Origin of the sequence: Phenylobacterium sp. 58.2.17 (assembly GCF_026411515.1) — a bacterium.
In the GTDB taxonomy this organism is placed as follows: Bacteria; Pseudomonadota; Alphaproteobacteria; order Caulobacterales; family Caulobacteraceae; genus Phenylobacterium.
The window spans coordinates 18332-35849 of sequence record NZ_JAPMTQ010000020.1; the positions used below are offsets into that span (position 1 = coordinate 18332).

Below are 17518 nucleotides of genomic sequence, written 5' to 3' on the forward strand. Positions count from 1 at the left end.
CCCAACTGCAGATTGCGCCACAAGGGCTGACGAGGGGTTAAGACGGCCCGCGCCCAGGCAAATAAAAGGCCCCGGAACCATCGGGCTCCGGGGCCTGGCGCTCCCCCCTTAGGCTGACGTCAGCCCTTGAACAGCTGCAGGATCACCTGCGGCTGCGAGTTGGCGATCGACAGCGCCTGAGCGCCCAGTTGCTGCTGCACCTGGAGGGCCTGCAACCGCGCGCTTTCCTTGGCGATGTCGGCGTCGACCAGGTTGCCGATCCCCGTCTCCAGCACGTCCTGGAGCTTTGAGACGAAGGTGACGTGTTTCTCGATCTGCTTGGCCTGGGCGCCCATCTCGGCCAGCGCCGCGGTAACCTTCCCGATCGCCAGGTCGAGCGACGAGAGGACCGACTTCGTCGCCGTGGTCGTGCCCGTCAGGTTGGTGCCGTCGAGGTTGATGATCGATCCGGAGATCGTGAAGTCCTGGGGCGTCAGCGCGATGTAGCTGTCGCCGTCAGAGTTCGCGAGGAAGTTGAGGTCAGCGGTCAGCGTGCCGTTGAGGACCGACACCCCGTCGAACTCCGCCGACGCCGAGAACTGGCTGATCGCCTGCAGCAGCGTCTGAAACTCGTCGTCGAAGGCCTTGCGGGTCGACGGCGAGGCAGAGTCTTCGGCGGCGCCGACGACCTTTTCCCGCATCTGGACGAGAATATCGCTGATCTGCTGCCCGGCGCTCAGCGCCACGTCGGTGATCGAGGTGGCGCGATCGAGGCTCATCTTCACGGCGCCGAGCGAGCTGAAGTCGGCCCGCTGCTTCTGCGCGATCGCGTAGACCGCCGCATTATCCTTGGCGTTCGCGACCCGCAGGCCGGTGTTGATTTTGTTCTGAACCTGCTCCAACTTTTCGTTGGTGCTGTTGAGGTTCTGGAGCGCGATCAGCGCCGACTTGTTCGTATTTACGCTCATCGCCATGGCGCCAATCTCCTTCAGAGAACCCATGATTGACGCGCGACTCGCACGCCGAAACTATGGTTAACGCTAGGAAGCGCATGGTTTCCGAAAGATTAACGACGACACGGCGATAGCCGCCCACCCGTTGCCCGGGCTGCGGTTGCGTCCTGTGGGCGGACGCGTCTCAAGGCCCGCCTGGCGGGCGCGACGAAACTCAGGCCTGCGTAGCGATAACCGCTCCGGCCACGTAGGCCTCGGCGTCACGCATGCGCAGCACCCCTTCGCGCGGCAGCTGCAACACCACCTCGCCCGTGCGGCGGTCGATGGTCTTGTAGACGAAGCTTCCGGCCTGCCCCTCCTCGATCACCAGCCGCAGGTCCGGCTCCACCGACGGCGGCGGCGCAGGCGTCGGCGCGACGACCGGCTTGGCGGCGATCTGGACGGGCTCGATCTCCGGGAGCGCCGCCACGACTGAGAGCTTGCTCTCCATGGTTCCATTCGCCGGAGACTTGCGCCCCTCGACGACCCCATCTGCGCGCTGACGGCGGAGAGGTCTCCCTCCCCGCCGCCGACGCTGGGCCCGACCGAGGCCGAGCCCCATTTCGCCTTATCGGAACAGGCCGAGCAGGCTGCTCGACGACTGGTTGGCGATGCTGAGAGCCTGCACGCCAAGCTGTTGCTTGGTCTGCAGCGCTTGCAGCCGCGCGCTTTCCTTCGCCAGGTCGGCGTCGACCAGGTTGCCGACCCCGGCGTCCAGGGTGTCCTGGAGCTTCATGACGTTGGTCATGTGGGTGTCGAGCGCCTTGGCGCCGGTGCCGAGCTTCGAGAGGGCCGAGGAGACGTCCTGGATGGCGTCCTCCACTTCCTTCACGTCCGCCGAGGTCACGCCGCTGGTCAGGGTGGCCAGGGTGGCGGCGATCTTGGTGTTCGACTTCGACAGCACAACGTGGGCGATGTCGATGGTCGCGGTGGCGTCGGCGTTGGCGATCGCCTTGATGCTCGAGCTGTTGACCGAGGTCGACGAGATCAGGTTGACGCCGTCGAAGGTGGCGTTGTTGGCGATCGTGTCGATCTGGTCGCGCAGCGCCTTGTACTCGTCGCTGAGCGCCGCCTTGGAGGCGGTCGACAGGCCCGCTTCGGTCGCCGCCAGGACCTTTTCCTTCATCTGGACGAGGATGTCCGAGATGGCGGTGCCGGCCGACATGGCGACGTCAGCCACCGACTGGCCGCGCTGCAGCGACGAGACGACGGAGTTGAGCGAAGCCGATTCGGCGCGTTGGTTCTGGGCGATAGCCCAGATGGCGCCGTTGTCCTTGGCCGACGAGATCTTCTGACCGGTGTTGATCCGGTTCTGAACGACGCCGAGGTCTTTGTTGGTGGTGTTGAGGTTCTGCAGGGCGATCATCGCGCCCTGGTTGGTATTAACCGAATTCATGGCCATACGCGTGGTTCCTTTTCTCGGAGACCGGCGTCGTTTTGACTACCGGAGGCATTTTGCCCGACCGACACGAAGCAAGTGCGGGGCCACCTCACGACCCACTCAAGACATTGATTATACTGGCAATTTCACATTTACCCGGGATAAACCACGCCCCAGGGAGCAAAAGCCGCAGCAACTCGGCATTTTTTGCCCAGATCGCCCGGCAATTATTGCCGACCGGCAGATATCGCCCACCTGGCGATTGCACCCGAAACGCAAAGCGCCGGCCACGTGGGCCGGCGCTGGAATCGAGAGCGATGTTAACCAGTAGCGATCTACGCCGCCGCAGGCGCGTCCGCACGCTGGGACAGAGCCTGCATCATCATCTTGTTTATCTCGATCAGGGTGTCGAAGTTGTCCTCGCCGCGCATTACTTCGCTGGAGTGACGCCCGACGAAAAGGCTGAGCGAAATTATGCCCGCGCGAATCTGCGCCGGCAGCTTGTTATCCGGCTCCGAGCAGTCCCGGGCCAGGGTCGACCACAGCCGCCGGTTCCAATCGATCGCGTCGATCCGCACCGCAAAATCCGTGACCGGAGCCTCGGATGCTACGATCAGCGCCCGCGTCACCTGGCCGAACAGCCGGTACTCGGCATCCTTAGGGGCCTCAGCCCGGCTCGCCGCCTGCTGGTAAGCTCGAAGCGACATTCCCCAACCTCTCGTCTTCGTACTCGATCAACTTCCGGCACAGCATGAGCGCCTTGTAGTACTCGCGCGCCATGGCGTGTTTTGAAATGGCGACGCATTCCGCCAGTATTTCCGGATTGCGGATGACGCCCATGAACTCGGTCAGGCGCTGCGCGAACTCGTCGTAGTAACGCGTGGCCCCGCCGTCATCGAGGTACATCATCATCATCGGGAAATAGATGCGACGGGCCGGCGTGGCCGCGTCCTCGGGCTGCATAATGTCCTTCTCGCGAAGGACCGACGCCTTGTTCTGCAGAACCAACGTCGTACGGCGATCGCCGTTCTGCACCACCGCCCCGTTGAGAACGAACTTCTCTCCGGGTTTCAGCGACAGCTTCAGCGGCATTCCTCAGTCTCCAATAGAGGCGCTTCGCCCAAGTCCGCCTGCGTCCAGCAGTTCGTTCAGGCTAGGCTAGATGCGAGGGGTTAACCGCTTCTTGCGGCGAAGTTCGAACCCCAAGTGTTAGCGGACCGTTAAGCATGATTTTTGAAGATCGCCCCATGCAGAATCCGGGGACGGTGCAATGAGTGGGACTTCGGATTCGAAAGGCGCCCAGCGTCGCCTCGTCAAGGGCTATGGCGGTCCAGCCGGCGACTCGGCCTCGAAGGAGGCGGTCGGACGGCTGCGCAGTGAACTGGGCGGCCTAAAGGCGACCCAGGCCGCCCTCCCCCATCTCAAGCGGGCTCTCGCCCTCATCTCCGCCAAGGACTACGCCGGCGCGCGAACAGCGGCCCAGAAAGCCGTAGAGCGGGATACGAACCTCATCCATGCATGGCACCTGCTGGCCATCGCCCGCGAGCACCTGAATGATTGGCCAGGCGCGCTCGAGGCCTACGAGCGGGGCTTGTCCATCGATCCGGCCAATCCGCCGATCGCCAACGACCTCGGGCGGCTCGCCTCAAAGATGGGCATGCTGCCCCAGGCCGAGGCGCTGTTCCGGCACTACCTCTCTTTCCGCCCCTTCGCCCCCGAGAGCACGAACAACCTCGCCGGGGTGCTGCGCGATCAGCTGCGCTACGACGAGGCGGTCGAAGTGCTGAAACCCGCGATCCAGGCGCACCCCGAGAAGGTCATGCTCTGGAACACCCTCGGCACGGTGCTGGAAGACCGGGGCGAGACTGAACAGGCTTCAGTTTTCTATGCTGAAGCTCTCAGGCTGAACCCGAGGGAAGCCAAGGCCCGCTACAACCTTTCCAACACGCTCTTCACCCTGGGCCAGCGTAGCGAGGCGATCGCCCAGTGCCGGCAGGCCATCGCCGAGTGCAAGACGCCCGAGGACCTGACCACCATGCGCTTCTCCCTCGCGGCCATGCTGCTGGCGGAGGGCGATCTGGGCGAAGGCTGGGACGAGTACACCGCCCGCCTCGAGCCCACCTACTGCGATCCGGTGCACTATCTGACGACCCGCCCGAAATGGGAGCCCGGCGCCGATATCTCTGGGCGCCACTTGCTGCTGATCGGCGAGCAAGGCCTGGGCGACGAGATCCTTTTCGCCAACCCGATCGACGACGTGCTGGAGGCGCTCGGCCCCGGCGGGCGGCTATCCCTTGCAGTCACCGATCGCCTGCTCCCGCTGTTCAAACGCGCGTACCCCACGGCGCAGCTCGGGACGCACCGTTCCATCAGCAGCGGCGGGCGCCATGTGCGGACCGTGCCTTTCATCGAGGACTGGGCGGACATCGACTTCTGGGCCCCGATGGGCGAAGCGACCCGTCAACTGCGCCGCAGCGCCGAGGCTTTTCCGGAGCGCCCGGGCGGCTTCATGAAGGCCGACCCCGACCGCGTGAGACATTGGCGCGCCGTGTTTGCGGACCTGCCAAGTCCCCGCATCGGCTTGCTCTGGACGTCAATGCTGATCGACACGGCCCGCTACCGCTACTTCGCGCCGTTCGAAGAGTGGGCCCCAATCCTGAAGACCCCGGGCGCGACCTTTATCAATCTCCAGTATGGCGACTGCAGCGCGGCGATTGCGCGGGCTCGCGACGAGTTCGGCGTCGAGATTCATCAGCCGCCGGAAATCGATCTCAAGAACGACCTCGACGACGTCGCGGCCCTGGCCTGCGCGCTGGACCTCACGATCGGCTTCTCCAACGCGACCTTCAACATCGCAGCGGCCTGCGGCGCCCCGTGCTGGCTGCTGACGTCGCCCGACACCTGGGCGCGCTTGGGGACAGATCGCTACCCCTGGTACAGTCAGGTGCGCGCCTTCTGGCCGGAAACCTCCGGCGACTGGCCACCGCTCATGGCCGCGGTCGCCCAGGCGCTCGCCGCCGAAATCCAAGCCGCGCCTGCGACCGCAGCGGCAGAGGCCTGACCGTGGCGATGTTCGATGAAGGCCCCGTCGGCGACGCCGCCGCCCCGGAAAAGCTCGCGCGCCTGAGCGCCGAAATCGCCAAGGCGACCGCGACCCGGGAGGCTCTGAAGTCCCTGCAGGTCGCGCTGGAGCACGCCAACGCCGATCGCTTCGTCGAAGCCTGCTCGGCCGCCGAGGAGGCGCTGACCCACGATCCGACCCTGGTGCTGGGATGGCACCTTCTGGGCATCGGGCGCGACAAGCTGAACCAGCGTGGTCCGGCGCTCGACGCCTATGAGCGGGCCCTGTCGTTATCCCCGGCCGACCCCGATATCGCCCACGACCTCGGCCGCCTCGCCTTCAAGCTGGACATGTTGCCCCAGGCCGAGGCGCTGTTTCGCCATTGCCTGAGCTTCAAAATCGGCGCGCGCGAGCCGTCGAACAATCTGGGCGCCCTGCTGCGACGTCAGATGCGCTTCGACGAGGCCATCGACGTCCTGCGCGTGGCGCTGACCGCCGAACCCGAGTCGGCCATGCTGTGGCTGACCCTGGGCACCATCGTCGGCGACCAGGGCGACATCGACCAGGCCGAGATATTCTACAGCGAAGCGCTGCGGCTTGAGCCCGACTACCCCAAGGCGCACTACAACCTCGCCAACATCCTCTTCACGCAGCGCCGCCACGACGAGGCCATCGCCCATTGCCGGCGCGCGATCGAGCTGTCCGACGTCCCGCAGGACAGCTCGATGATGCGGTTCGCGCTCTCGACCATGTTGCTCGCCCGCAGTGAACTGACGGAGGGCTGGAACTACTATGACGCGCGGCTCGAGCCGACCTACGCCGAGCCGATTCACTTCGTCGTCGATCGGCCGCGCTGGACGCCGGGGACTGACCTCGCCGGGCGTCATCTGATGCTGTTCGGAGAACAGGGCCTGGGCGACGAGATCCTGTTCGCCAACGTCATCGACGACGTGCTTGCCGAACTTGGCCCCGAAGGCCGCCTGACGGTCGCCGTCACCGACCGGCTGCTCCCGCTGTTCCAGCGCAGCTATCCAACCGTCCGCTTCGGGCCGCACGCCACCTTGAAGGGGGACGGTCGCGCCTTCCGCGGCGCGCAGTTCATCAAGGATTGGGACGAGATCGACTTCTGGGCGCCGCTCGGCGCGCTGTTAAAGACGCATCGGGCCACACTCGGACAATTCCCGAACCGCCCTGCGGGCTACATGAAGCCCGATCCCGCTCGGGCGCAGCACTGGCGCGAAGCGCTTTCCGCCCTGCCCGGCCTCAAGGTCGGCGTGCTGTGGACCAGCCTGGTGATCGACTCCAGTCGTCACCTCTACTTCGCCCCGTTTGACGACTGGCGCGAGGTCCTGCAGACGCCCGGGGTAACGTTCGTCAACCTGCAGTACGGCGATCAGTCCGGGGCCATCGCCCAAGCCCGCGAGGCCTTCGGAGTTGAAATCCACCAACCGGTCGGGATCGACCTGCGCAACGACCTGGACGATGTCGCCGCCCTGTCCGCTGCGCTCGACCTCGTGATCGGCTTCTCCAACGCCAGCTTCAACATCGCCGCAGCGAGCGGGGCGCCGGCCTGGCTGATCGCGGTCGAATCGGCCTGGACCCGTCTCGGGACGGATCGCTACCCCTGGTACAGTCAGGTGCGCGCCTACTCGCCGGACACGCCCGGCGATTGGGCCTCCGTCATGCGCCAGATCGCGTCCGACCTCACTGAGGCCGTCGAAGGGGGAACGCGAGCCGTTGCGACGGGTTGATCCGGCGACGCGCGTCCATCGCGGACGCTCGAAGCCAGGAGAGCGATCATGCCGGGCCTGCGGGAAGACGACGGCTACGACGATCAGGACAACGCCGAGACCTTTGACGAAGCCAACCTCGATGATCGTGAGCAGGTCGGCGAGATGCGGACCTTCGAGGAAATGCCCGATCTGTTCGACGCGACCCGCGCCTATGGCGATCGCGACGATGACGAGGGCCGTTCAGTGGATGCCGCCGATTTCGACGAGGAGGAGTTCGACGTCGACGCCCTGGAAGAGGACGATGAGCTCGACTATCGCGCCTCGGCCGACGATTTCGAGGAGGACGACGACAACAAGTTTGACGACGATCAGGTCGAACCCGATTCGATCGATGGTCTCGACGAAGTCGCCGACGCCGACCTTGTCGCCGGGGGCGAGGACGATTTCACCAATTTCCAGTCCAAGGCGCTCAGCGACGAGGATCTGCGGCGCATGGGCTATGCGGCCGCAGGCAAGCCCGATGCGCGCGCCGAACGGGCGCTGGAGATTGGCCTTGAGGACACCTTCCCCGCTTCCGATCCGGTCTCGGTCACCCGCCCCCGACGCTAGGGAAGCCCCGCGACCTTTTGCGACAAAGGCCGCGCAACACCGCTCAATCAGCTTGAATGTCCCGCTTGGGTCTTTAGTTTGGCCCCAGGTTGAAACATTTGTTCGAAAGCGGGCGCCATACTCGCCCGTCGCAAGGAGCGCGAATGAGCCAGCGTTTTGAAGGCACCGACAATTACGTCGCCACCGAGGACCTGAAGGTCGCCGTCAACGCCGCTGTTGCGCTGGAACGGCCCCTGCTGATCAAGGGCGAACCGGGCACCGGTAAGACCGTGCTCGCTTACGAGATCGCCAAGGCGCTCGACGCCGAGCTGATCACTTGGCACATCAAGTCGACCACCAAGGCCCAGCAGGGCCTCTACGAATACGACGCGGTCAGCCGCCTGCGCGACAGCCAGCTCGGCGATGAGCGCGTCAAGGACGTCCGCAACTACATCAAGAAGGGCAAGCTCTGGGAGGCCTTCACCTCCGACAAGCGCCCGATCCTGCTGATCGACGAGATCGACAAGGCCGACATCGAATTCCCCAACGACCTCCTGCAGGAGCTCGATCGGATGGAATTCTACGTCTACGAGACCAACGAGACGATCAAGGCGGTGGTCCGCCCGATCGTGATCATCACCTCGAACAATGAAAAGGAACTGCCGGACGCCTTCCTGCGCCGCTGTTTCTTCCACTACATCCGCTTCCCCGACGCCGACACGATGAACGAGATCGTCGAGGTCCACTATCCGGGCATCAAGCAGAAGCTCGTCGCCGAGGCGCTGCGCATTTTCTACGATATGCGCAAGGTTCCGGGCCTGAAGAAGAAGCCGTCGACCTCGGAACTGCTCGACTGGCTGAAGCTGCTGATGGTCGAGGACATCGACGAGAACGCGCTGAAGGAAAAGGATCCGACCAAGCTGATCCCGCCCCTGCACGGCGCGCTGCTGAAGAACGAGCAGGACGTTCACCTGTTCGAACGCCTCGCCTTCCTCGCCCGCCGCGAAGGCGCCGGGAGCCGCCCGGGCCAGCAATAGGCTTACGGCGAATTCACTCGACGTTTCAAAGCGCTCCGGTCACCGTCGCCACGACATGACCGGAGCGTTTTTCGTATGAAGGCTGCACTTCTACTCGTCGGATCGGCGCTCGCCCTGACGGGCTGCACCCGAGAGGCACCGCGCGCCGTGGCCAAGCTCGACTGCCCCGCCACGGAAGGCGAATTGACCCGGATCAGCATCGCCGAGGACGGCAAGTCGTGCGCCTACCGTTCGTCAGACGGCGCGGAGGTCAACCTTGAGCTGACACCCGTCGTCGGCACGCCACAGCAGACCTTGGCCAAGATCGAGGCCGACCTGCGCAGCACGCCCGGCCCAATGACTCCGGAAGCTGAAGCGGCTCAGGCCGAGACCGGCGCCAAGATCGCCGAGGTCGCCGCGGCGAAGGCGAATGTCGGGGCCATGGCCGCCGAGGTCGCCCGCGTCCACGCCGAGGCCGCCGCCGACGCCGGGGTCGCCCTCCCGGCGGCCCGCCTCGACGGCGCCGGTAGCAATCGTATCGACCTGCCGGGCATCCATGTGTCCGAGGAAGGCGACAGCGCCAATGTCCGCATAGGCCCGCTGCATGTCGACGCCGACGGCGACGACACCACGGTGAACATCTACCGCGACGTCAGGATGCGGGGTGAAGCACTGTCGCGCGAGAAGCGCGGCCTGCGAGCCACCTTCATCTATACGGGCAAAGATCTCCCGGCCGGCTATCGCTATGTCGGCTTTGAGGCGGGGGGGCCGAAGAACGGCCCGCTGGCCGTGGCCAAGGTCCGTTCCAAGCTCGACACCGAGTCCGGCGACAAGATCTATCACGACGTCCAGGAACTGGTTCGCCGCAACGGCGGCGTCTAGTCGGCCGCCTGAACCTCAACCACCTTGTAGGTCAGGGGCCGCCCATCCTCGTCGGTGACGGTGACGTATTCGCCGACAGCGAAGCGATGCTCGCCCAATCGATGCACCGGCTCGTCGTCGGAGGCGTCTTCGTCGTCATAGTCGAAGAACCAGCGGGAGCCACGACGCGCCAGGCGCCCGTCGGCGGCGTCCTCGTCGGGGGCGAAGCGCCGCACCACGCATTCCGACCGCGCCTTGGCGTAGGCGTCGGCGTCGAGCAAGCCGTCCGGCGTCAGCGGGGCAGTCAGGGCGTAGCCACGGTGATCATCGCCGCCGGCGAATTCAGTGCCGGGATTGCGGGCGAGCCGCATCACGATGCGCGACAAAGTCATGTCCTGAACCTCAAGCTCTAGTGGGAAAGGAAGAGTGACGGCTGCTCCGCCGACAGCAGGGTGCGGGTGGTGCCGCCGAAGATGAACTCCTGCAGCCGCGGATGGCCGAACGCGCCGGCGACCAGGATCCCCGCCCCGGCCTTGCTGGCTGCATAGAGCAGCAACGGCGCGGCGTCGCCGCTGTCGGGCAGGACGTCGACATCGGCCTTCACGCCGCGAGCGGCGTAATAGGCCTGCAACCTGTGCGGATCGAAGCTCCGCGAGGTCGCCTTCGGCGCGGCCAGGATCACGACGTGTTTTGATTTTTCCAGCAGCGGCATCGCCAGCCGGGCGGCGCGCGAGGCCTCCTTACCCCCGTCCCAGGCGACGGCGATCGGGCCGCCTACGGCGAAGCCGTCGCGGGCCACCAGCACCGGCCGTTGCTCGTCGGCCACCATCTGCTGGAAGGCCTCGGCCAGCGGGCCGCGACCGCGCGCGGAATCGTTGTTGAAGACGACCACGTCCGACAACCGGCTCTCGGCCGACAGGCCGGCCCATACCGGGGTCTGCAAGGCGGTGAACTGCGCCTTGGCGTAGGGCGTGGCGGCCATGGCGGCGCGCGCGTTCCTCTCGCCGGCGACCGCAGCTTCCTTCAGCGACTCCAGGGCGGTGGTCTGCACCCCGCCCAGGAATCCCTCGCCCATCCAGGGCATCACGTCGGCGACGTCGGCGGGGGTGTAGACGCCCGCCAGCTCGGCGCCGAACGGCTCGGCGAGTTTGGCCGCGGCGGCTATCACGGCCTTGTCGCCTTCTCCACCTGACAAGGGTGCCATGATCCTAGCCCAGCTCATCGCAGTTCCTTTCTCGACCCGGCCTGCCCGCCATCTGGAGCCTCAATCGCACGCCGCGCATTGATCTTTGGCAAGTCCTGGGTCAGTTCACGACCTTGACTATGGAAGGAACGCATCGGTGAGCAAAGGGCTGCGTACATCGCGCAAGGAACCGCGCGCCTGGCAGCGGATGCTTTCGGGGCGCAGACTCGACCTGCTGGACCCCTCGCCGATGGACATCGAGATCGAGGACATCGCCCACGGCCTGGCCCGGGTCGCGCGCTGGAACGGCCAGACCACCGGCGAGCACGCCTTCTCGGTGGCCCAGCACTCGGTGGTGGTCGAGGAGATCTGCGCGCACATCCAGCCCGACCTCGATCCGCGCTGGCGGCTGGCGGCCCTGCTGCACGACGCCTCGGAGTATGTGATCGGGGACATGATCAGCCCGTTCAAGGCGGCGCTGGGCGTGGATTATAAGAAATTCGAGGAGCGGCTGGAGACCGCGATCCACGTCCGCTTCGGCATCCCCGCCAAGGCCCCGGTCGCGATCAAGAAGCTGATCAAGCAGGCCGACCGCGCCTGCGCGTTCTTCGAGGCCACGCAGCTGGCCGGCTTCAGCCACAAGGAGGCGCTGGAGTTCTTCGGCGCCCCGCCGGCCGGCTATGCGCTGACCATCGATCCCCTGCCCCCGGCCCAGGCGCAAAGCCGTTACATTCAGCGTTACAATGTGCTGTCCGAGGCGGCGGGATTCGCCACCGCCTCGGCCGACGCCGCCTTCGACACCGAGTAGCGCCATGACCCTGATTGTCTGCGGACTGGCCGAGGTGCCCGCGATCATCGCGGCCCGCGCCCCCTCGCACATGATCACATTGCTGGACGCCGCCAGCATGATCGAGACCCCCGCCGGCCTGCCGCCGGACCAGCACCTGCGCCTGTCGGTCAACGACATCGCCGAGCCGGCCGAGGGCCTGATCCTGCCCAGCGCCGACCTCGTCCACCGACTGCTGGCCTTCGGCCGCGGCTGGAACGCCCGCACCCCGATGATCGTCCACTGCTGGGCCGGGATCAGCCGCTCCAGCGCCAGCGCCTTCATCCTGGCCTGCGACCGCAATCCGCAGGCCGACGAGCACCTGATCGCCATGCGCATGCGAAGGGCCGCCAAGCACGCCTATCCCAACCGCAAGATCGTCGCCCTGGCCGACGACATCCTTGGCCGCCGCGGGCGCATGGTCGACGCGGTCGAGGCGATGGGCGACTACGAGTACAGCGGCTACGGCGTGCCCTTCGACTTCTCGGCCGCCCACTGATGGAGCCCGCCGCCGTCGTCATCGGACTGTCGGCCGTGGTCGTCGCCGTGCGCGACGGCGACGCCGTGGTGCTGACCGTACGCCGCGACGGCCAGCTGGCCGGCCTGCCCTTCGGCCCCTTCGACCCCGACGCCCATCGCACCTTCGAGCTGGCCCTGCGCGCCTTCGTGACCGCCCAGACCCGCTTCGACCTCGGCTATGTCGAACAACTCTACACGTTCGGCGACCGCGGCCGCGACGCGCCGCTGGCCGACATGGGGCAAGGCTCTGGGCCCGAGCGGGTGATCTCGGTCGGCTATCTGGGCCTGACCCCGACCCCGGTCGAGACCACCGCCCCCGACACCGCCTGGGCCGACTGGGCGCGGTTCTTCCCCTACGAGGACTGGCGCGAGGGCCGTCCCGAAGCCCTTGACGTCCTCGAACCGGCGCTGCGCCGCTGGGCCGGCGGGCGGCTGGAGAAGCTGGCCCGCGCCCGGCTGCTGTTCGCTCTGGACGGCGCGCCCTGGAACGAGGAGCGGGTGCTGGAGCGCTACGAGCTGCTCTATGAGGCGGGCCTGGCCCCCGAAGCGGCCCGCGACCGCGCCGAGGCGCCGGGCGCGCCGTCGGAGGCCCTGGCTGCGGCCCTGGGCGAGCCGATGGCCTCGGACCACCGCCGGATCCTGGCCACCGCCCTCTCACGGCTGCGCGGCAAGCTGAAATACCGCCCCGTGGTGTTCGAGCTGATGCCCGAGGCCTTCACGCTCTCGGCCCTGCAGCGAGCGGTCGAGGCGATCGCCGGCGTGCCGCTGCACAAGCAGAACTTCCGCCGCGCCCTGGAGCGGGCCGAGCTGGTCGAGGGCCTGGGCCGGGTGGATTCGGAGACCGGCGGGCGCCCGGCCGAACTGTTCCGCTTCCGGCGCGAGGCGCTCAGCGCGCGGCCGGTCTCGGGCCTGGCCCTGCCGCTGCTGCGCGACTGACCTTTGCCGGCCCAATCGCGGGCCCAATCGCCGGCCCAATCGCGGGGACGCGCCCGGCGATGGCGATCCGAGCGGCGGCGACGCGGGCGCCCGCAAAAATAATGTAATCACTGTTCAGTTTCCCCTGCGGCGCCCCCTTGAAGCGCGCGGCGATCCGCTCACTATGCTTCGAAACAAAGGTATGGGGAGTAACGCCGATGACCGATCAACGCGCCTGGAGCATCGTTGAGACCTCCGCCTTCGATCCGATCGCGCGGGTCAGCCCGCACGCGCGGCTGAAGGACCTGCGCGAGCAGTGCCCGGTGCACCGCGACGAAGCGGTGAAGACCTGGTTCCTGACCCGCTACGGCGACGTGCGCGAGACGGTCAACGACCGCAGCCTGTGGCGCCATTGGAGCCGCTCGGAGGAAGGCGCCCTCCTGCGCCGGATGGATCGCGACGACGAGGGCGACCGCATCGACAGCATCCTGTCGCTGGACGAACCCGACCACAGCCGCGTGCGCCTGCCGCTGGCCAAGGCCTTCTACGCCCGCATCAACGCCATGAAGCCGCAGATCGAGGCGATCATCGACCGGGTGATCGACGAGGCCCCGGCCGACCGGCCGTTCGACCTGATCGCCGACCTCGGGGTGCCGATCCCGATCCTGGTGATCGCCGCCATCCTCGGGGTCGAGGAGGAGCGGTTCCGCGAATTCCGCGAATGGTCGGAAGCCTCGATCCTCGGCCTCAACCCGCTGCGCACGCCGGAGGAGACCGCGCGCATGGAGTGGGGCTCGGGCATGCTGACGGAGTACTTCACCGAGCTGATGGCCGCGCGCCGCGCGGCGCCCAAGGACGACCTGATCAGCGACATGGTCAAGCTGCAGGCCGAGGGCGTTCCGCTGTCGGACGGCGAGATCCGGGTCAATCTCTCGGCCCTGCTGATCGGCGGCAACCTGACCACCACCGACCTGATCGGCAACGGCGTCTGGCTGCTGCTCAAGCACCCCGAGGAGCTGGCCAAGCTGAAGGCCGATCCGAGCCTGGCCGCCGCCGCGGTCGAGGAGATCCTGCGCTACGAATCCCCGGTGGCGATCACCAACCGGGTGATCTCCGAGGAACGCGAGGTCGGCGGCTGTCCGATGCACGTCCACCAGTCGGTGATCACCTCGCTGCACGCGGCCAACCGCGATCCCGAGATCTTCGAGGACCCCGACCGCTTCGACATCACCCGCAAGCACGTGCCGCACGTCGCCTTCGGCGGCGGCAGCCACATCTGCATCGGCGCCCCGCTGGCGCGGATCGAGGCCAAGCAGGCGCTGGTGCGGCTGTTCGAACGCTTCCCCGACCTGCACCTGGCCGGCGACGAGCCGACCTGGCGGGCCCTGCCCTTCTTCCGGGGCATGGAGGCGTTGGTGGTGGCGGGGTGACGGGCGGCGCGCGAGCCCAACGGGTCGGGTTCGCGGCGCACCCGAGGTCTCAGGCCAATACCGGCCGGCATCGCCTCCAGGCTTGCGATGCTGGCCTTCATGGCATGTAGCGGCATGCGCCTACGGCAAGATCCAAGGGGTCTGATCCTCGTCGCCCCCTTGCTCATATCGTTTGGGTTGGGAGCCTACTTCGGCGCAGGAACGAAGCCGTCAACTCAGGTCGCGATTGCGCCACTTGAAGACATTTGGTCGGCGCCCAGAAGCGGACGTCGCCAGGCGTCCGCTTAGAGGAAGTCCGTTCGAGCCCGAAATCGACCCATTGCGGACGTTCGCAAACTCCGCTTATCGCGAGCTGTGTAGTCGCTTGTATCTCAGGACGTGAGCATGCGCCTGCGGTGGTGGCCTCGATTTCACCATCCGCACGTTACAGCGAGCGCCTCAGGTGATCCGAAGTCTCCTTCAATTCCAGATCGTGTTGGAAATATTCAGTAGCGATCTCGATGTGTGCCAAAAGTTCTTCCACCTCCCGGTCGGAGGGATAGCCTCCACGTTGGATTAGCAGGTCCGCGCCACGGAATAGGGTAACGTAGGCATGGACGCTCACGCGCGACCGCTTGCGCTCAATGGTAATCGCTCGGTTCAACGCATCATGTGCGTCGGCGTACACCGCATTGGCAGAGAGGCTGGGTTGTCCGATCTGCGCCAACAGCACCTTTCCAAGAGTAGTAAGCGGGTGCGGGTGTAGCTCGACAGCGACAGCGTGCCGCGCGTGCTGGACCGCCTCTTGCAAAAGATCGGCGTTGCACGCTCGGCGGAAAAGGGAAAGTTTGTAGAGAGCGATCTGTTCCCAGTATCGAGAGTTCCATTGCCAGTCGCGCTGGACAGAAGCATAAAATAGAGAGGCGTCATCACCTAAGAATTGACTTACAATGTCGTCGTAGTCGAAGAGGCGTCCCGCCAATCGAGCTTCGGGAGTCCGTCTTTTGATTGAATTTCGGCTAACCCGAGACGCTAATCCCTTCGCCAATTTTTGAAAGGCGACGAGTACGTCTTCCGTTGGAGCGATAGTTGCCGTCCTCTCTGCGAGAGCGGCATTCAGCGGGATGACGAAATCCTTACGCGCATCCGACCAGTCGAGGGGCAGCGGATGCGCTGCTTCGAACTGGTCGTTCCATCCACCGAACTCGGCGGTATTTTGGATGATCTCGTACCTTGCGCCACCGCGCATGCAGACCTGTGCAATGGCTGCCGCGAGATATCGCACACGCTCGTTGGGCCTCGCTGCATTGTAGGTCGATGTCGCGATGGCATCGAGAGGACGCATGTCGTTTTTGATCTTACAGCCCGCGACAGCGATTGGGTCGCATGATAGTTCGTGCGCAAATGCATCTGGCTGACTAGTGGCGAGATAGGAACCGGCGCTTCCGCGCAAAACGTAACTGCTGATGAGTTGGGCAGCCTCTGGCTTTGTGAGGTCCAGACCGTCGACTATTCGATAGGGGAGTTCTCCCATCGCGCGTGTGATGTGGCGTCGGCGATAGCTTCGCTCTGCCGCCAGAACAACGAAGTCGGTCTTTTCGGCGATATCGATGATCGCTTTTAACTGGCTCGCCTGTTCCGCCAGATCGTCGACGACGATGACCATTGGATCGTCAATCAGGTCCAGTGCTTCCGCAATTGTTTGAGGCTCGAGGCGGCTGATCGACTTGGCTGCCACGACGACGACCCCATTTCCGGCGAGATCGTAGGCGGCACGCCTGAGTACGGTGGATTTGCCAGTGCCAGCAGTCTCAAGCACTAGAAGCGCGCGCTCAGGCAACTTCTTGGCCAACATCGCCTCTACGATGGGACGGATGCGTGAGGTTAATGCTCGCCCGACGTCCCAATGACGCGCGAGGTCGCTCCAAGTCGGTGGGTGACCACTGGCGAACCGCACACCTTCGCCCTTGACCGGCGCTGATCCTGGCACCCGCTCAAAGTCTTCCGAGAAGGAAATGACAACCGAAGTAGGAGCAGTCACCGGGAAGAGATCGCGCGTAGATTTCGGTATGAGGTCGTAGGCACCGGGCCTATCAGGAACTAGGGCCTCCAAGTCTGCAAAAAACTCTACTGCAGTACCTTCGTAAAGCCGGAGCCCGTGGCGGTCGCACTCTAGCTGCGTCAGCTTGTCGGGGTACGGCTCGACTAGAAATGAGAGCCCTCTATCCGACCTCTGTGTGTCGGCGGTCCGCTTCGCTAGATAGAAAGTGACGTCAACCTCGTCGAGCGAGGTGCCGATGACGAAGAATGGCTCGGCCGGCATGACCTCTGCGAGCACACGCATCCAAGCGTTGTCGTCCGCCATCAAGCCTGCATATGCGGACCTATCAAACACATAGCTCCGCGCGGGCTCCCTAGTCGCACCGTGGAGATAGACCACGGGCACGGCCTCTAGGCTGCGGGTCTCACTGTAGACGTCCCGAAAATGATGGGGCTCGGGACGCTGCATATTTCCCGGGCGCGTATAGGCTTCGTCTAGGACATCATCGATGTTCAGGGTGAAGATGCGCTTCCACAAAAACCGCGGAATTGGCTGTGCGGACGGCCCGGACTTACAGCGAGAAAAGCGCTGAGTTAGCTCGACATCGATCTGGCTGGGCGTGAGAGCTGAGGCCGCCCTTTGCAGGCTGGTAGTTTCGCTGAGTTGGGTTACCTCGCACAGCCTGCGGCGGAGTGCATTGCCGCTGAGAAGACCAACACCATCACCGTTGGTGGAGTCGAGGCTAACGCCCGCGCCTAGCAATAGATTGTAGTCACCTGCGCGAACCGAGGCAGCGAGGGCGGCCTTCTCCAATGGCGTCAAGTTTTCAAAGCGCGGCACGACCACCTCCAATTGCTTAGGCAACGCTTAACTCGTGGTCGTGGGAGCGCGCAAACACGGTTTGGATCGACCTTGGTCCACCTCTCTCGATGAAAGGACCGTCTAGCGCAGCTCACGACATCGCAGAGATCAGCGTCCAGCACGTTGCTCATCTTGCGCTGCATAGCCGGGGAT

General features: G+C 65.3%; 17 protein-coding genes. 9 read left to right on the forward strand and 8 right to left on the reverse strand.

Annotated elements, in window-relative coordinates; translation table 11 throughout:
- Positions 1-119: 119 nt before the first annotated feature.
- The 5 genes from OUA97_RS13695 to flbT all read right to left on the reverse strand — a co-directional run bounded on the left by OUA97_RS13695 (position 120) and on the right by flbT (position 3444).
- Complete coding sequence (locus tag OUA97_RS13695) at positions 120-953, reverse strand: flagellin (protein WP_267232478.1); 834 nt, start codon at positions 951-953, stop codon at positions 120-122.
- Positions 954-1146: 193 nt separating this feature from the next.
- Complete coding sequence (locus OUA97_RS13700; RefSeq protein WP_267232479.1) at positions 1147-1422, reverse strand: hypothetical protein; 276 nt, start codon at positions 1420-1422, stop codon at positions 1147-1149.
- A gap of 117 nt (positions 1423-1539) precedes the next feature.
- Entirely contained in the window at positions 1540-2373 is an 834-nt protein-coding gene (locus tag OUA97_RS13705) for a flagellin (protein WP_267232480.1), read from the reverse strand.
- Positions 2374-2687: 314 nt separating this feature from the next.
- On the reverse strand, positions 2688-3059 hold the full coding sequence (gene flaF, locus OUA97_RS13710) for a flagellar biosynthesis regulator FlaF (RefSeq protein ID WP_267232482.1): 372 nt from the start codon (positions 3057-3059) through the stop codon (positions 2688-2690).
- The gene (flbT, locus tag OUA97_RS13715; RefSeq protein ID WP_267232483.1) at positions 3019-3444 is read right to left on the reverse strand and encodes a flagellar biosynthesis repressor FlbT; all 426 of its coding nucleotides are present in this window, start codon (positions 3442-3444) and stop codon (positions 3019-3021) included. Before flbT ends, flaF begins: the two co-directional genes overlap by 41 nt.
- Positions 3445-3622: 178 nt before the next feature.
- On the opposite strand from flbT, the gene OUA97_RS13720 reads away from it, so the two are divergent.
- From OUA97_RS13720 to OUA97_RS13740, 5 genes are all read left to right on the forward strand, one after another.
- Positions 3623-5413 carry a tetratricopeptide repeat protein gene (locus tag OUA97_RS13720; RefSeq protein ID WP_267232484.1) on the forward strand — a complete coding sequence of 597 codons (1791 nt, stop codon included), beginning with the start codon at positions 3623-3625 and terminating at the stop codon, positions 5411-5413.
- An 8-nt stretch (positions 5414-5421) separates the two neighbouring features.
- The gene (locus tag OUA97_RS13725) at positions 5422-7164 is read left to right on the forward strand and encodes a tetratricopeptide repeat protein (RefSeq protein ID WP_267232523.1); all 1743 of its coding nucleotides are present in this window, start codon (positions 5422-5424) and stop codon (positions 7162-7164) included.
- 48 nt (positions 7165-7212) lie between these two features.
- Positions 7213-7755 (forward strand): hypothetical protein, encoded by a 543-nt coding sequence (locus OUA97_RS13730; protein ID WP_267232485.1) that lies wholly within the window; start codon positions 7213-7215, stop codon positions 7753-7755.
- A 143-nt stretch (positions 7756-7898) separates the two neighbouring features.
- Positions 7899-8771 carry an AAA family ATPase gene (locus OUA97_RS13735; protein WP_183769737.1) on the forward strand — a complete coding sequence of 291 codons (873 nt, stop codon included), beginning with the start codon at positions 7899-7901 and terminating at the stop codon, positions 8769-8771.
- Between the two features lie 75 nt (positions 8772-8846).
- Positions 8847-9632 carry a hypothetical protein gene (locus OUA97_RS13740; RefSeq protein WP_267232486.1) on the forward strand — a complete coding sequence of 262 codons (786 nt, stop codon included), beginning with the start codon at positions 8847-8849 and terminating at the stop codon, positions 9630-9632.
- On the opposite strand, the gene OUA97_RS13745 is transcribed toward OUA97_RS13740, so the two are convergent.
- Complete coding sequence (locus OUA97_RS13745; RefSeq protein WP_267232487.1) at positions 9629-10003, reverse strand: hypothetical protein; 375 nt, start codon at positions 10001-10003, stop codon at positions 9629-9631. The two genes, OUA97_RS13740 and OUA97_RS13745, sit on opposite strands and share 4 nt — an antisense overlap.
- A gap of 17 nt (positions 10004-10020) precedes the next feature.
- Positions 10021-10833 carry a universal stress protein gene (locus OUA97_RS13750; protein ID WP_267232489.1) on the reverse strand — a complete coding sequence of 271 codons (813 nt, stop codon included), beginning with the start codon at positions 10831-10833 and terminating at the stop codon, positions 10021-10023.
- A 118-nt stretch (positions 10834-10951) separates the two neighbouring features.
- Here OUA97_RS13750 and OUA97_RS13755 point away from each other — a divergent pair, with 118 nt between their 5' ends.
- From OUA97_RS13755 to OUA97_RS13770, 4 genes are all read left to right on the forward strand, one after another.
- Positions 10952-11602, forward strand: coding sequence for a YfbR-like 5'-deoxynucleotidase (locus tag OUA97_RS13755; RefSeq protein ID WP_416362430.1), 651 nt, complete (start codon positions 10952-10954; stop codon positions 11600-11602).
- A gap of 4 nt (positions 11603-11606) precedes the next feature.
- Entirely contained in the window at positions 11607-12119 is a 513-nt protein-coding gene (locus tag OUA97_RS13760; protein ID WP_267232490.1) for a tyrosine phosphatase family protein, read from the forward strand.
- Entirely contained in the window at positions 12119-13075 is a 957-nt protein-coding gene (locus OUA97_RS13765) for an NUDIX hydrolase (RefSeq protein ID WP_267232491.1), read from the forward strand. The genes OUA97_RS13760 and OUA97_RS13765 overlap by 1 nt, the downstream gene beginning before the upstream one ends.
- A 197-nt stretch (positions 13076-13272) precedes the next feature.
- The gene (locus OUA97_RS13770) at positions 13273-14484 is read left to right on the forward strand and encodes a cytochrome P450 (protein WP_267232492.1); all 1212 of its coding nucleotides are present in this window, start codon (positions 13273-13275) and stop codon (positions 14482-14484) included.
- 424 nt (positions 14485-14908) lie between these two features.
- On the opposite strand, the gene OUA97_RS13775 is transcribed toward OUA97_RS13770, so the two are convergent.
- A complete protein-coding gene (locus OUA97_RS13775) occupies positions 14909-17344 on the reverse strand; it encodes an SIR2 family protein (protein ID WP_267232493.1) in 2436 nt (811 codons plus the stop codon).
- Between the last annotated feature and the right edge of the window lie 174 nt (positions 17345-17518).